Genomic DNA, 13,932 nt, shown 5'->3' on the forward strand with positions numbered 1-13,932 from the left:
CTCATATTCTCGCTGATTTCAGGAGCTATTGATTATGCGTAACTTTGATTTATCCCCGCTGTACCGTTCTGCTATTGGTTTTGACCGTCTGTTTAACCTGCTGGAAAACAACCAGAGCCAGAGTAATGGCGGCTACCCTCCGTACAACGTTGAGCTGGTAGACGAAAACCATTACCGCATTGCGATTGCCGTTGCCGGTTTTGCTGAAAGCGAGCTGGAAATTACCGCGCAGGACAATCTGCTGGTGGTAAAAGGCGCTCATGCGGATGAGCAAAAAGAACGTACTTACCTGTATCAGGGTATTGCCGAGCGCAACTTCGAACGTAAGTTCCAGTTAGCGGAGAACATTCATGTTCGCGGCGCAAACCTGGTGAATGGTCTGCTGTATATCGATCTTGAGCGCGTTATTCCCGAAGCGAACAAACCGCGCCGCATCGAAATCAACTAATTCTGTGGGCCGCTTCAGGCGGCCCTGCTAAGCAATCGGCTTGCCGTCAGGGAGCCGAAAGGTACCTACTCGCTTCTTAGAAGGAGATTATTATGCGTAACTACGATTTATCCCCACTGCTGCGTCAATGGATCGGTTTTGACAAACTGGCCAATGCGTTACAAAACGCCGGTGAAAGCCAGAGCTTCCCACCCTATAACATCGAAAAGAGCGATGATAACCACTATCGCATTACCCTTGCGTTAGCCGGTTTCCGCCAGGAAGATCTGGATATTCAACTGGAAGGCACACGCCTGACGGTGAAAGGTACACCGCAGCAGCCGGAAAAAGAGACAAAATGGTTGCACCAGGGGCTGGTTACTCAGTCGTTCAGTCTGAGCTTTACGCTGGCTGAAAATATGGAGGTCTCCGGCGCAAGCTTTACTAACGGCTTGCTGCATATCGATTTGACCCGTAATGAACCTGAAACCATTGCCCCACAACGTATCGCCATCAGCGAACGTCCCGCATTAAATAGCTAAATAGCTCCATGCCTTTGCCCCGCCAGAAATGACGGGGCTTTTTTGTGCTTTACCACCCATACATTGCGACTGTACTCTGCGAGAATCCATTTACTTAATGATGTTATTCACAGGGAACAGGATAATGAGTGATATAGCATTGACGGTCAGCGTTCTGGCGTTGGTGGCGGTTGTCGGATTATGGATCGGCAACATAAAAATACGTGGCGTTGGTTTTGGCATCGGAGGGGTGCTGTTCGGCGGTATTATCGTCGGACATTTTGTCGATCAGGCAGGGATGACCCTGAGCGGCGACATGCTGCATTTCATTCAGGAATTTGGCCTGATTCTTTTCGTCTACACCATCGGTATTCAGGTGGGGCCGGGCTTTTTTGCGTCACTGCGCGTTTCCGGGCTGCGGCTGAATCTGTTTGCCGTACTGATTGTCATCATGGGGGGGCTGGTCACCGCGATCCTGCATAAGATTTTTGCCATTCCCCTTCCGGTGGTGCTGGGGATATTTTCCGGCGCGGTCACCAATACGCCGGCGCTGGGGGCCGGGCAGCAAATTCTGCGCGATCTGGGGACGCCAGCAGATATTGTAGACCAGATGGGGATGAGCTATGCCATGGCTTATCCTTTTGGTATCTGCGGTATTTTGCTCACGATGTGGCTGATGCGCCTTATTTTCCGCGTTAACGTCGATGCTGAAGCTCAGCAGCATGAATCCACGTTGACCAACGGACACGCGCTGATTCAGACCATGAACATCCGCGTGGAAAACCCGAACCTCAACAATATGGCTATTCAGGATGTCCCAATTCTGAACAGCGATAAAATCATCTGCTCGCGTCTGAAGCGTGAAGAGACATTAATGGTGCCGTCGCCAGGGACGATTATCCAGATGGGCGACCTGCTACACCTGGTCGGCCAGCCCGGTGACCTGCATAACGCGCAGGTGGTGATTGGGCAGGAGGTGGACACATCCCTGTCGACGCGAGGTACTGATTTACGCGTTGAACGCGTGGTGGTGACCAACGAACAGGTGCTGGGTAAACGTATCCGCGACCTGCATTTTAAAGAACGTTACGACGTGGTTATCTCCCGTCTGAACCGTGCGGGCGTTGAGCTGGTGGCCAGCAGCGATGCCAGCCTGCAATTCGGGGATATCCTCAATCTGGTGGGGCGTCCCGCGTCCATTGATGCCGTTGCCAATGTTGTCGGCAACGCGCAGCAAAAACTGCAACAGGTGCAGATGCTGCCGGTATTTATCGGTATAGGACTGGGTGTTCTACTGGGGTCCATCCCGCTGTTCATCCCGGGTTTCCCGGTGGCGTTAAAATTGGGTTTGGCCGGTGGACCTCTGATCATGGCCTTAATTCTGGGGCGTATTGGCAGTATTGGTAAGCTGTACTGGTTTATGCCTCCCAGCGCTAACCTGGCGCTGCGAGAGTTAGGTATTGTGCTGTTCCTTGCGGTGGTTGGCCTGAAGTCCGGCGGTGATTTTGTTAATACGCTGACCCAGGGCGATGGGCTGAGTTGGGTCGGGTACGGTATTTTTATTACCGCCATTCCGCTGATTACCGTGGGACTGCTGGCGCGTATCTTCGCCAAAATGAACTATCTGACGCTGTGCGGTATGCTGGCGGGTTCGATGACCGATCCTCCCGCGCTGGCGTTTGCTAACAACCTGCATGCCACCAGCGGGGCGGCGGCGCTCTCCTATGCTACCGTTTATCCGCTGGTGATGTTCCTGAGGATTATTACCCCACAGCTGCTGGCGGTGATTTTCTGGGGAATAGGTTAGTAACAGCGTATCCGGCCTGCATCTTCTGTAGGTCGGATACGGTGCAAGTCGCCATTCGCCACATCTTTTTTTTCCATTGTCTCATCACATTACGTTCTCTTCCGTTTGCGAATCAGGTTCATACTGCTGAACTGTTCCGGTATAACGACCAGACAACAATATTGAAGGAGTCGTCATGAAGATTTCCCGCCTAGGGGAAGCGCCGGATTATCGCTTCTCGCTGGCAAATGAACGCACATTTCTGGCATGGATACGCACCTCGTTAGGTTTTCTGGCCGCAGGCGTTGGTCTGGATCAACTGGCTCCGGATTTCGCCACGCCGGTTATTCGCGAAGTATTGGCCCTTTTGCTGTGCCTGTTTGCTGGCGGTCTGGCTATTTATGGTTATTTGCGCTGGTTACGTAATGAAAAGGCAATGCGCTTGAAAGAGGATTTGCCTTACACCCACAGTTTGCTCATTATCAGCGCAATGCTGACGATTGTAGCGGTGATTGTTATGGTGCTGGTGCTGTATGCCGGATAGCCGTAAATCGCGACGTATCGCCGATCCGGGACTACAACCGGAGCGCACATCGTTGGCATGGTTTCGTACGTTGTTGGGTTATGGCGCGTTAATGGCGCTGGCGATTAAGCACAACTGGCATCAGGCTGGGGCACTGTTCTGGATATCTATCGTCATACTGACGTTGGTGGCGATTATTCTCTGGCGTTATACCCGCAGCCGTAATCTCATGGATGTGAGTGATAGTGATTTTTCTGAATCTCGCGCGGTGCGTGACAAATTTATGATCTCCCTCGCGGTGTTATCCCTCGCAATACTGTTTGCTGTAACGCATGTTCGCCAACTTATCGTATTTATCGAGAATTTTGCATGACAGGATGTGAGAACATGGATGTTAGTGATGACGTTTTAGAAATGGTGATTAACCACCAGAAAAGTTTACAACCGGTTGAATTGTATCGTGGTTTGCAACAAGGAAAAGTTCGCCTCGTACAGTTTACTCCTTTGATTAAGCGCGATGCTTCAGGTTACCTGACTGAAGATTCAGTGACGCCGGACGGGTGGGGGCGATTTTTAATTGCGATATTTGATATCTGGGTACGTGAAGATATTAATCAAATATCTATTCAGCTTTTCGATAATACGCTACGCCAGTGGTGTGGTCGGACTGCACTGTTTGAATGCCAGACGATGACACTGCAGAATACACGCTGTCAGGCATGCTCTTTGTTTCAGTACTACCATGGAGATTGTCCTGCGTATCGCGAGGAGAATGGAAAGGGCGTGCTGTGTACAGGATATCAGGCTTTCTTCAACCATACCGCTCCGCATATGCGCGTGATGCGTGACCTGCTTAAGCAGCATCGCTCACCGATGGAACTGATGGCGATGCTGCGTTAAGCACAGCGGCGTTATCGCCCTTTGGCCAGATACTGCGCCATTTCGACTTCCGGCACCATGCCGCCGCCGGTCGCCCACACCAGATGAGTGGCGTTATTGAGCTGGTCGGCGCTGAAGCCGTGCATCTGCTGATAGTCAGCAGAGGCGCAAACGTGCTGCGGACCGGCCATCCCCGCCAGCGCTGAAGGCTCAAGGCGAATCCCTTCTTCCTGCGCCAGCCAGCCCAGCATGTCGTACATCGTCTGATCGTCCAGGGTGTACAGACCGTCGAGCAGACGTTCCATCGCCCGGCCGACAAACCCCGAAGCGCGGCCCACCGCCAGCCCATCCGCCGCCGTCAGGTTGTCGATGCCAATGTCCTGCACGGAAATGGTATCGTGCAGCCCGGTATAAATCCCCAGCAGCATGCAGGGTGAATGGGTCGGCTCGGCGAAGAAGCAGTGTACGTTATCGCCAAACGCCAGCTTCAGACCAAATGCCACCCCGCCAGGACCGCCGCCGACGCCGCACGGCAGGTAGACAAACAGCGGATGGTCAGAATCCACCACGCGACCCTGCTGCGCGAACTGCGCCTTCAGACGCTGACCAGCCACCGCGTAACCTAAAAACAGCGTGCGGGAGTTTTCATCATCAATAAAGAAGCAGTTCGGATCGGACTCTGCCGCTTTGCGACCCTGTTCAACCGCCACGCCGTAATCTTCTTCATACTCGACGACCGTCACGCCGTGACTGCGTAGTTTGGCTTTTTTCCATGCGCGCGCGTCGGCAGACATATGTACCGTCACCTTAAAGCCGATACGGGCGCTCATGATGCCAATCGACATCCCGAGGTTGCCGGTGGAGCCTACCGCGATGCTGTACTGGCTGAAAAACTTTTTAAATTCAGGTGAAAGCAGAATGCTGTAATCATCTTCTGTCGTCAGCAGACCGGCTTCCAGCGCCAGTTTTTCCGCGTGGGTCAGGACCTCATAAATGCCGCCACGCGCTTTAATTGAGCCGGAAATCGGCAGGTGGCTGTCTTTTTTCAGCAACAGTTCGCCGCAGATGTGCTGTCCGAATGCTTTTTCCAGTCGTTTTTGCATCAATGGGATTGCAGCCAGCTCAGACTCAATAATGCCGCCGGTGGCTGCGGTTTCCGGGAAGGCCTGTGCCAGGTACGGCGCGAAGCGCTTCAGCCGGGCATGGGCATCCTGAACATCGTGTTCGGTCAGGCCAACATAGGGTAAACCTTCTGCAAGAGAGGTGGTGCCAGGGTTAAACCAGGCCGTCTCTTTGAGAGCCACCAGATCTTCCACTAAAGGATACTGGCCGATAAGTGTTTGAATGTTTTCCATAGTCAGTCTCTTCGCGCTTAAATAATAAAGGAAAGCAGGAATGTGCACACCAGTGCAATCACGGACGCGATAAATGTCGCGGTCGTATAGTATTTGAACGTCTCATTCAGGGTGGCGCCGCAGTACTGCTTCACCAGCCAGAAGAGGGAATCTGTGACGATCGTGCAGCCAATGGCGCCGGAACCAATTGCAATAGCGATGATCTCCGGGCTAACGTTGGGATAGAGCGGCAGCATTGGTGCCACGATTGCCGTCGCGCCCATCATCGCCACCGTGGCAGAGCCCACCGCAGCATGCAGAATTAACGCCACCAGCCACGCCAGCAGAATTGGGTGCATATGCATGTTTGAAAGGATTAGCGCGAGGGTATCCGCCAGCCCGCTACTCTTGAGGATAGCGTTGAATGCGCCGCCTGCGCCGATAATCAGCAGAATGTTGGCAATCGAACCAAACCCGTTTTCAGTGTGGGTCAGCAGCGCGCCCATGCCGATGTGCTGACGCAGGCCGAGAATGTAGTAGGCCACGAAGACGGCAATAAACATCGCGGTGATCGGGTTACCAATAAACTCCAGCAGCGTATACAGCGTGCTGCCTTTTGCCATGTTCAACTCAGCAACGGTTTTGACCAGCATCAGGCCAATCGGCAACAGGACGGTAAACAGCGTTGCGCCCAGCGACGGCAGCGTACTTTCGTCGCGCACTTTCAGGTCGGAAAACTCAGCCGGCACCGGTTTAAACGGCAGGCGGTTACCGAGAAATTTCAGATACAGCGGCCCGCCGACAAGCGAGGCCATTAAGCCCACCAGTAAACCATAAACAATTACGCTGCCAATGTCCGCACCCAGCTTATTCGCGACGAACAGAGCGGCCGGATGCGGCGGCACCACACAGTGCACCGCCATCAGCGCCGTACACAGTGGGATCGCCAGCTTCAGCAGTGAAGTATTGGTCTTTTTGGCAATCGAAAAAGCCAGCGGAATCAACAGTACCACGCCGACTTCAACAAACAGCGTGATCCCGCAAATCAGCCCGACCAGCACCATAATGACATCAGCGGAAAGCCAGCGGCAGCGCTGTAACGTCAGGCCAATGCGTTCTGCCGCGCCGGACACTTCCATCATTTTGCCCAGAATGGTCCCGAGGCCGATAACCGCGGCGAGGAAGCCCAGCGTACCGCCAATGCCGCTCTCAATGGCATTGACCATATCCAGCGGCCCCATACCCATCATCGTACCCACGAAGAAGCTGGCTAACAGCAGCGCCAGAAACGGGTGGAATTTGAACTTCACGATGGTCAAAACGATTAACACGATGCTTATCAGCAGCGTGCTCACAACCCAGATTTGAGAGTGCATAACTCACCTTGCCCTGTGATTAACCTGAGGTTATTGGACAAAAATAAGGCAGGGTCTGACAAACGATATAAATCCTCTTTAACATGAGCCAGATTGCATCAAGTGAGTGATTTACGTCTAATTACACGTCATTAATGCGATATGGTTCACTATGAATCATCTTTGTGCTGATTTTTACAGCGGTTTTTTTTACACTCCGACGCATGATTCAGGATGACAGAGATGAATATGGATCCCCTACGCGAAGTCAGAAACCGACTACTTAACGGCTGGCAGCTGTCAAAGCTGTATACCTTTGAAGTGGCGGCCCGCCATCAGTCGTTTGCGCTGGCGGCAGAGGAGTTGTCATTAAGCCCCAGCGCTGTCAGCCACCGCATTAATCAGCTGGAAGATGAGCTGGGTATTCAGCTGTTTGTCCGTTCTCACCGCAAAGTGGAACTGACTCACGAGGGTAAACGGGTGTTCTGGGCGCTGAAATCGTCGCTGGACACGCTTAACCAGGAAATTCTTGATATCAAAAATCAGGAACTGTCGGGGACGCTCACCGTGTACTCACGGCCCTCTATCGCCCAGTGTTGGCTGGTTCCGGCGCTCGGCGACTTCACCCGTCGCTACCCGTCGATTTCGCTGACCATGCTGACCGGGAACGACAACGTCAATCTGCAGCGTGCCGGCATCGACCTGGCGATCTATTTTGATGATGCGCCCTCCGCGCAGCTCACGCATCATTTTCTGATGGATGAAGAGATTTTGCCGGTCTGCAGCCCGGACTATGCCTCTCGTTATGGTCTCACTGGCTCGTTGGTGAATTTGCCGCACTGTACGTTGCTGCATGACAGACAGGCGTGGAGCAACGATTCCGGGACCGATGAATGGCACAGTTGGGCGCAGCATTTTGCGGTAAATTTGCCGACATCGTCGGGCATTGGTTTCGATCGTTCTGATTTAGCGGTGATTGCGGCAATGAATCACATCGGCGTAGCGATGGGCCGTAAGAGGCTGGTGCAAAAACGCCTCGATAGCGGAGAGCTGGTCGCGCCTTTTGGCGATATGGCGCTGAAATGCCATCAGCATTACTACATCACCACGCTGCCCGGCAGGCAGTGGCCGAAAATCGAGGCGTTTATTGGCTGGCTACAGGAGCAGGTTAAATAAGCGGGGCATGCATATTTTTTACGCTTTCTCTCTACACGGAAAGTGAAAAAGCATGCTAAATACGTGATATCACTCCTGATGATTTGCGTAAGGACGACCGTGTTAAAGTCGATTGTTTCCCTGTTACTCTTCGCCAGCGCCACCGTGTGCGCTGCGCAACCTGCGCTGACGGCGGCGGCGTATGCGCAGCAGCTTGGGGTCGGGATGGACGTAGATTGGGCGCGAACCGAGCGTGGCATCCGCGAGTTCGATCCGCTGGTGGTGCGGGATTTCAGGGCGAAAGGCATTTCCCATGTGCGTATTCGCGTGGCGGGAGAACCGACAGAAGCCAGACTGATTCATCTGCGCAAGCTGGTCGAAGCCTGCGAGCAGTATGGCGTAATCCCGATTATTGCTTACCAGGCGGATGAATATAAACAAGACCCCAGCGCCGGTAATGAAAAAGAGGTGGTGAACTGGTGGGTGGCGGTGGCGCATTACTTTGGTCAACGTTCGCCGCTACTGGGTTTTGACCTGATTTATGAACCTGCGGATAAGCTCAACCATAATCAGGCATCGCTCAACCGGGTGTATGACAAAACGATTCGTACCATCCACGCTATTGACCCGCAACGGATGATCTTCATTGCGCCGCGACTGCGTGCCGCGCCGGAAGAGCTGCCGAACCTGAAGTTGCCGCCGCAAAGCCAGAATACCGTGCTGGCCGAATGGCATATCTTCCCGTGGGGGCCGCTGAAAAATAACGGCAAATACCCATGGACGTCAGGGACTGCAGCGGAAAAGACGGCTATTCGCGCCCGTATCAATACCGCCATTCGCTGGCAGCAGAAAACCGGTCATGTGAGTTGGGTAGGCGGCTGGTCGCCGGGAGAAACCATTAAAAATGGACCTTCTGCTGCGCAAATGGCCTTCGCCCGTTTTATGGCGTGCGAGCTGAAGAAAGCGAAGATTCCCTATGCTGTCAATGCGGATACGCAGTTCTATGATGGCGAGGAGGGAGCCTGGCGTCCGGCGCTGGAGCCGTTGCTGACGACGATGGTTGCGCCTGAATGTGATAAACCCGGCGATAAACCGGGCCATCATGCGCTTAAACCGCCTGCCCCTGATGCGACACGCGTGACGCCAGTGGAAGCCAGCATACAAAAATCAGCAGCCCCATAAGGGTCATCAACAGGCCCAGACTGGCTTGTCCGGTCTGCGGCAGCATCGCAGAGAACCACGCCAGCACACCGGAACCAATGTTCTGTAATCCCCCGACCAGCGCGCCGGCAGTGCCCGCCAGGAACGGGAAAGGTTCCATTGCGCCGCTGGTTGCCAGTGGAAACAACATCCCGGCGCCGAAGAAAAACAGCGCGGCGGGAACCAGCAGCGTCCAGACGTTCATCACGTCGAACAGGCCTGGGATCCACATCATCAAACCGGCAACCAGACAGCAGATGACCGACTGCCACATCAGCGTTGAGAAACGCTTGTTCGGGCGACCGGCGAACCAGGCGCCGAAAAACGCCGCCGGAATAGGCAGAATAAACAGGATACTGACCACCATGCTGCTTAAACCCAGCCTTGCGCCCAATAATACCCCGGAGCAGGCTTCGAAGACCGCAACGCCCGCCAGGCCGCCGATCAGCATGAGCACGTAACAGGTGAAAGAGCTGTTGCCAAACAGCGTCTTGTAACTGGCGATAAGCCGTGGACGCGGCGCGCCTGCCGGGCGCGTTTCCGGCATCCAGCGCGCCATGCTAAACGTGACGCCCGCGCACAGAATCAGCAGAAAAATATAACAAGCGCGCCAGTTCCACACGGTATCCAGCATACCGCCAATCAGCGGCGCCAGCAGCGGACTGACCAGGATCCCCATATTCAGCAAACTGTTGGCGTGACGAAGCTGCGTACCTTCATACAGGTCTCGCGGCAAGGTTCGCGCCATCACACCGCCGACGCCTGTTCCCATCCCCTGGATTGCACTGGCGATAATCAGTACCGTCAGGCTGTGGGTGGTGATGGCGACCAGCGTGGCCAGCATAAAAATAGACATCCCGGCGAGGATCACCGGACGGCGGCCAACGCGATCGGAAAGTGGGCCGTAAAACAGTTGTGACAGGCCGTAGGTCAGCAGATAGGCGGCCATCACGCTCTGCACCGCCCCTTCGCGAACGTTCAGTTCACGCGCCATATCAGCAATAGCGGGGATATAAATGGTTTGCGCCATCTGTCCAACCGCCACCAATAATACCAACATCAACAACAAATTGACGCTTCTATGCCTTTTCATTTCGCTGATAACTTTTAAAAAAGTGAAAAAATAAGAATAAGGTGCTGCACTTTCCCGTAAATGCGCGTGGAATCTACCACAACAGAAAAAGAAGGCCAGATAGTAGGCTGGAATGTTTAAGCGATGAACGGCAGGAAATGTAAACAAAAAACGGCAACAAATGTTGCCGGATTGCATCAGGTCGACCAACAGATCATGACAAGCGTAGCAAAACCGCGCCTATGGCAATACCTGCGGCTGCGACAAGACGTATCCCTGCGACCTTCTCTTTCAGTAGCAGCCAGGCGAGCAGCGCGCCAAACAGGATGGAAGTTTCACGCAGCGCAGCGACCACCGCCAACGGCGCCTGGGTCATGGCCCACAGCGCCAGTCCGTAGGAACCCATCGTGCCAATCCCGCCAAGAATACCTTTCTTCCACTGCTGTACCAGATAGCGTGACGCTTCCCGGCGTCTGGCGATCATCGCCCATGTGAGCAGGCAAGAACCGTTCAGAAAGAAGGTCCACAGCGTATAACCCAACGCGGTTTCTGATAAGCGTACCCCGGTGCCGTCGACCAGCGTGTAACCGGCAATAAAACAGGCGTTAATGAGCGCCAGAACGATCCCGCGTTGCGAGCTGCTGCGTCCGTTAAATGCCATGCCGAGAATAGCCAGGCAGATGGTGGCAATCCCCACCCAGGCAAGCATAGAGAGACTATCGCCAAGAAACAGGACGCTGATAATCGCAACCAGTAACGGTGCGGTGCCGCGCATTAAAGGATAGGTCTGACTCATATCCGAAACCTGATAGGTTTTGGCGACAAGAACCGTGTACACCACTTGTAAGGCCGTTGAGACAGCCAAAAACGGCAGGCTGGCGGCAGAAGGCTGAGGCGCAAAGGGTAAGCAGATCAATGCCATAATCGCAGCCGAGCCGCTGACGCCGATCGCCGAGTATAGTTTATCGTTTCCAGCCTTAACAATGGCATTCCAGCTGGCATGCAGCAACGCGGCGAACAGCAAAATGCAGAAAACAGAAAGCGTCATGGCGGAATTCTTCCCTGAGAATGTCATAAAAACGTAACATATTGACGCGTGACAAGCACCTGGGAAAGGTGAAAGGGGAGCGGAGTGTTACCCGCTCCCCTTAGGTGCGACTTGAATCTGAATTACTTAACGTATTTCAGAACGGCATCAAGTAGTTGCAGTGCTGCAACAATGAGTTTGAGGATAAGAATAGCGATATCCACGAGGCTCATACGCTCTCCTTTTGGTACAAGGAGCACGGTGCTGGCGTACCTCGCCGCTGCCTGTTGCCAGCACCTTTGTTGACATAACACAGTGTGCTCACACGGGGGTTAAGGCGCTGACGGCACCACCCGTTTCAGCCAGGACTTTGATGCGCCGGTTTACGATGCGGCCCCCGCATAACACATTGCGTACCGAAATATTATAGATAAATACTGTATAAATTAACAGTATTTTGTGGACGAGACGTCAACATTAGGCCATACTCAACATCATCAAAATTCGTGCCGAAATTGCGTGTTCTTCGCAGAACGCGTATACTTTTCTCGTTGACATAACACAGTGTGCTCGGCGGCTACCAACCGCACAACGCTGAAAAGAACCTCGCTCCGGCGGGGTTTTTTGTTTTTCATCATCACATAGCGAAATGTGATCTTTGACGCATTTTTGTGCAGATGAAAATTTTTCCATTGTCACGCTGAAAAACCTGTGTTTGTATAAATCCAGTTAATCAACAAACAGACAGGTCCCTAATGAACCCTTCCATGCTGACTGCGACCCTACTAAAAACTGCGCCATCTCGCGCAGCGGTCGTCGTGCGTGTGGTGGTGGTCGTCGGCAATGCGCCGTAGGGTCCGGATCAACACACGATTCCAAAACCCCGCCGGCGCAAACCGGGCGGGGTTTTTCGTTTAAGAGACCTGCCCGGAGCAACGGCCCAGAATAAAAGGACTGGAGCATGGCAAGTTCGGGCATAACATCCAAGCGTACGCGTTTTACGGGCGCAGAATTCATCGTTCATTTCCTGGAACGTCAGGGAATCCAGGTAGTCACCGGTATCCCTGGCGGATCGATCCTTCCCGTCTATGACGCGTTAAGCCAAAGCACGAAAATCCGTCATATCCTGGCGCGCCACGAGCAGGGTGCGGGGTTTATCGCGCAAGGCATGGCGCGAACCGATGGTAAACCCGCCGTGTGTATGGCTTGTAGCGGGCCGGGCGCCACCAACCTGGTTACCGCGATTGCCGATGCTCGTCTGGATTCCATCCCGCTGGTGTGTATCACCGGGCAGGTTCCGGCCTCGATGATCGGTACCGACGCCTTCCAGGAAGTCGACACCTACGGTATTTCTATCCCCATCACCAAACACAACTATCTGGTCCGCCATATCAATGAATTACCGCAGGTCATGAGCGATGCGTTCCGCATTGCGCAGTCCGGACGTCCAGGCCCGGTGTGGATAGACATTCCTAAGGATATTCAAACCGCCGTATTTGACATTGAAGAGATGCCGGAACCCGCGCAGAAAATGGCGGCGCCGGCGTTCAGTCAGGACAGCATTCGCGATGCCGCGGCCATGATTAATGCCGCACAGCGTCCGGTGCTGTACCTCGGCGGCGGCGTGATTAACGCGCCCGCACGCGTGCGTGAACTGGCCGAAAAAGCCATGCTGCCTACCACCATGACCTTGATGGCGCTGGGCATGCTGCCAAAGGCGCATCCGCTGTCGTTAGGCATGCTGGGTATGCACGGCGCGCGCAGCACCAACTTTATTCTGCAAGAAGCGGACTTACTGATTGTTCTGGGCGCACGTTTTGATGACCGGGCGATTGGTAAAACCGAACAGTTCTGCCCGAACGCCAAAATCATCCACGTGGATATCGACCGTGCGGAGCTGGGTAAAATCAAACAGCCGCATGTCGCGATTCAGGCGGATGTCGATGAGGTTCTGGCGCAACTGATCCCATTGGTTGCAGCCCAGCCGCGAGAGGCATGGCATCAGATGGTGGCCGATTTACAACGTGAGTTTCCTTGCGCTATTCCGCAGGAAAGCGACCCGCTCAGTCACTATGGGCTGATCAACGCTGTGGCGGCTTGCGTGGATGACAGCGCCATTATCACTACCGACGTCGGCCAGCATCAGATGTGGGCGGCGCAGGCTTATCCGCTGAACCGTCCGCGTCAGTGGCTGACCTCTGGTGGTCTGGGCACCATGGGATTTGGTCTGCCAGCGGCCATTGGCGCGGCGCTGGCGAACCCGGATAAAAAAGTCCTGTGCTTCTCTGGCGACGGTAGCCTGATGATGAATATTCAGGAAATGGCGACGGCCAGCGAAAATCAGCTGGATATTAAAATCATTCTGATGAATAACGAAGCGCTGGGTCTGGTATATCAGCAGCAGAGCCTGTTCTATAAGCAGGGTGTTTTTGCCGCGACCTATCCGGGGATGATTAACTTTATGCAGATCGCAGCCGGATTTGGTCTGGAAACTTGTGATTTAAATAACGAAGCGGATCCACAGGCAGCGTTGCAGGAAATGATTAATCGCCCTGGACCTGCGCTGATCCACGTGCGTATCGACGCGGAAGAAAAAGTATACCCGATGGTGCCGCCGGGTGCGGCAAACACTGAAATGGTGGGGGAATAAGCC

Annotated in this window: 15 protein-coding genes and 1 other annotated feature (1 of these 16 only partly in view); of the genes, 10 read left to right on the plus strand and 5 right to left on the minus strand. The window is 53.9% G+C overall.

Annotated features, from left to right (window positions below; genetic code table 11):
* Positions 1-41, plus strand: a sequence feature (ROSE (Repression Of Heat Shock gene Expression) occurs in the 5'-region of heat shock genes and acts as an RNA thermometer to modulate expression.); it begins 32 nt to the left of the window's first position.
* From ibpA to FDX09_RS00295, 6 genes are all read left to right on the plus strand, one after another.
* Positions 35-448, plus strand: a complete 414-nt coding sequence (gene ibpA / locus FDX09_RS00270; protein ID WP_006687722.1) for a small heat shock chaperone IbpA — start codon at positions 35-37, stop codon at positions 446-448. Its footprint overlaps the feature before it by 7 nt.
* A 92-nt stretch (positions 449-540) precedes the next feature.
* Positions 541-969: a small heat shock chaperone IbpB gene (gene ibpB, locus FDX09_RS00275; protein ID WP_005121488.1), complete on the plus strand. Its 429-nt coding sequence runs from the start codon at positions 541-543 to the stop codon at positions 967-969.
* A 124-nt stretch (positions 970-1,093) separates the two neighbouring features.
* Positions 1,094-2,755 carry a putative transporter gene (locus FDX09_RS00280; protein ID WP_038635704.1) on the plus strand — a complete coding sequence of 554 codons (1,662 nt, stop codon included), beginning with the start codon at positions 1,094-1,096 and terminating at the stop codon, positions 2,753-2,755.
* A gap of 175 nt (positions 2,756-2,930) precedes the next feature.
* Positions 2,931-3,278 (plus strand): YidH family protein, encoded by a 348-nt coding sequence (locus FDX09_RS00285; RefSeq protein ID WP_038635701.1) that lies wholly within the window; start codon positions 2,931-2,933, stop codon positions 3,276-3,278.
* Positions 3,268-3,630 (plus strand): DUF202 domain-containing protein, encoded by a 363-nt coding sequence (locus tag FDX09_RS00290; RefSeq protein WP_085049149.1) that lies wholly within the window; start codon positions 3,268-3,270, stop codon positions 3,628-3,630. Before FDX09_RS00285 ends, FDX09_RS00290 begins: the two co-directional genes overlap by 11 nt.
* 14 nt (positions 3,631-3,644) lie before the next feature.
* Complete coding sequence (locus tag FDX09_RS00295; protein WP_038635697.1) at positions 3,645-4,157, plus strand: radical SAM protein; 513 nt, start codon at positions 3,645-3,647, stop codon at positions 4,155-4,157.
* Between the two features lie 11 nt (positions 4,158-4,168).
* Here the strand turns inward: FDX09_RS00295 and dsdA are convergent, their stop codons facing one another.
* Entirely contained in the window at positions 4,169-5,491 is a 1,323-nt protein-coding gene (dsdA, locus tag FDX09_RS00300; RefSeq protein ID WP_137346624.1) for a D-serine ammonia-lyase, read from the minus strand.
* Between the two features lie 17 nt (positions 5,492-5,508).
* Positions 5,509-6,846 (minus strand): D-serine transporter DsdX, encoded by a 1,338-nt coding sequence (dsdX, locus tag FDX09_RS00305; RefSeq protein ID WP_085049147.1) that lies wholly within the window; start codon positions 6,844-6,846, stop codon positions 5,509-5,511.
* Positions 6,847-7,074: 228 nt separating this feature from the next.
* Between dsdX and dsdC the strand changes: the two genes are divergently transcribed.
* Together dsdC and FDX09_RS00315 are read left to right on the plus strand one after the other, a co-directional pair.
* Entirely contained in the window at positions 7,075-8,001 is a 927-nt protein-coding gene (dsdC, locus tag FDX09_RS00310) for a DNA-binding transcriptional regulator DsdC (protein WP_038642948.1), read from the plus strand.
* Between the two features lie 99 nt (positions 8,002-8,100).
* The gene (locus FDX09_RS00315; protein WP_233638429.1) at positions 8,101-9,162 is read left to right on the plus strand and encodes a cellulase family glycosylhydrolase; all 1,062 of its coding nucleotides are present in this window, start codon (positions 8,101-8,103) and stop codon (positions 9,160-9,162) included.
* Here FDX09_RS00315 and emrD read toward each other — a convergent pair.
* From emrD to tisB, 3 genes are all read right to left on the minus strand, one after another.
* Positions 9,089-10,273: a multidrug efflux MFS transporter EmrD gene (emrD, locus tag FDX09_RS00320; protein WP_038635685.1), complete on the minus strand. Its 1,185-nt coding sequence runs from the start codon at positions 10,271-10,273 to the stop codon at positions 9,089-9,091. The genes FDX09_RS00315 and emrD overlap by 74 nt on opposite strands.
* Before the next feature lie 193 nt (positions 10,274-10,466).
* Positions 10,467-11,300 (minus strand): DMT family transporter, encoded by an 834-nt coding sequence (locus tag FDX09_RS00325; RefSeq protein WP_085049145.1) that lies wholly within the window; start codon positions 11,298-11,300, stop codon positions 10,467-10,469.
* A gap of 122 nt (positions 11,301-11,422) precedes the next feature.
* Positions 11,423-11,512 (minus strand): type I toxin-antitoxin system toxin TisB, encoded by a 90-nt coding sequence (tisB, locus tag FDX09_RS00330; protein ID WP_003023909.1) that lies wholly within the window; start codon positions 11,510-11,512, stop codon positions 11,423-11,425.
* A gap of 522 nt (positions 11,513-12,034) precedes the next feature.
* Between tisB and ivbL the strand changes: the two genes are divergently transcribed.
* Complete coding sequence (ivbL, locus tag FDX09_RS00340) at positions 12,035-12,133, plus strand: ilvB operon leader peptide IvbL (protein WP_003827118.1); 99 nt, start codon at positions 12,035-12,037, stop codon at positions 12,131-12,133.
* A 107-nt stretch (positions 12,134-12,240) separates the two neighbouring features.
* Positions 12,241-13,929 carry an acetolactate synthase large subunit gene (gene ilvB / locus FDX09_RS00345; RefSeq protein ID WP_137346625.1) on the plus strand — a complete coding sequence of 563 codons (1,689 nt, stop codon included), beginning with the start codon at positions 12,241-12,243 and terminating at the stop codon, positions 13,927-13,929.
* Positions 13,930-13,932: the final 3 nt, after the last annotated feature.

Origin of the sequence: Citrobacter sp. wls717, from assembly GCF_005280955.1 — a bacterium.
Classification (GTDB): Bacteria; Pseudomonadota; Gammaproteobacteria; order Enterobacterales; family Enterobacteriaceae; genus Citrobacter; species Citrobacter werkmanii.

Coding starts and splice junctions, on each gene's coding strand:
- ilvB (WP_137346625.1), top strand. CDS start 12,241: ATGGCAAGTTCGGGCATAACATCCAAGCGTACGCGTTTTACGGGCGCA.
- ibpA (WP_006687722.1), top strand. CDS start 35: ATGCGTAACTTTGATTTATCCCCGCTGTACCGTTCTGCTATTGGTTTT.
- FDX09_RS00290 (WP_085049149.1), top strand. CDS start 3,268: ATGCCGGATAGCCGTAAATCGCGACGTATCGCCGATCCGGGACTACAA.
- emrD (WP_038635685.1), bottom strand. CDS start 10,273: ATGAAAAGGCATAGAAGCGTCAATTTGTTGTTGATGTTGGTATTATTG.
- FDX09_RS00280 (WP_038635704.1), top strand. CDS start 1,094: ATGAGTGATATAGCATTGACGGTCAGCGTTCTGGCGTTGGTGGCGGTT.
- dsdX (WP_085049147.1), bottom strand. CDS start 6,846: ATGCACTCTCAAATCTGGGTTGTGAGCACGCTGCTGATAAGCATCGTG.
- dsdC (WP_038642948.1), top strand. CDS start 7,075: ATGGATCCCCTACGCGAAGTCAGAAACCGACTACTTAACGGCTGGCAG.
- dsdA (WP_137346624.1), bottom strand. CDS start 5,491: ATGGAAAACATTCAAACACTTATCGGCCAGTATCCTTTAGTGGAAGAT.
- tisB (WP_003023909.1), bottom strand. CDS start 11,512: ATGAGCCTCGTGGATATCGCTATTCTTATCCTCAAACTCATTGTTGCA.
- FDX09_RS00295 (WP_038635697.1), top strand. CDS start 3,645: ATGGATGTTAGTGATGACGTTTTAGAAATGGTGATTAACCACCAGAAA.
- FDX09_RS00325 (WP_085049145.1), bottom strand. CDS start 11,300: ATGACGCTTTCTGTTTTCTGCATTTTGCTGTTCGCCGCGTTGCTGCAT.
- FDX09_RS00285 (WP_038635701.1), top strand. CDS start 2,931: ATGAAGATTTCCCGCCTAGGGGAAGCGCCGGATTATCGCTTCTCGCTG.
- ivbL (WP_003827118.1), top strand. CDS start 12,035: ATGAACCCTTCCATGCTGACTGCGACCCTACTAAAAACTGCGCCATCT.
- ibpB (WP_005121488.1), top strand. CDS start 541: ATGCGTAACTACGATTTATCCCCACTGCTGCGTCAATGGATCGGTTTT.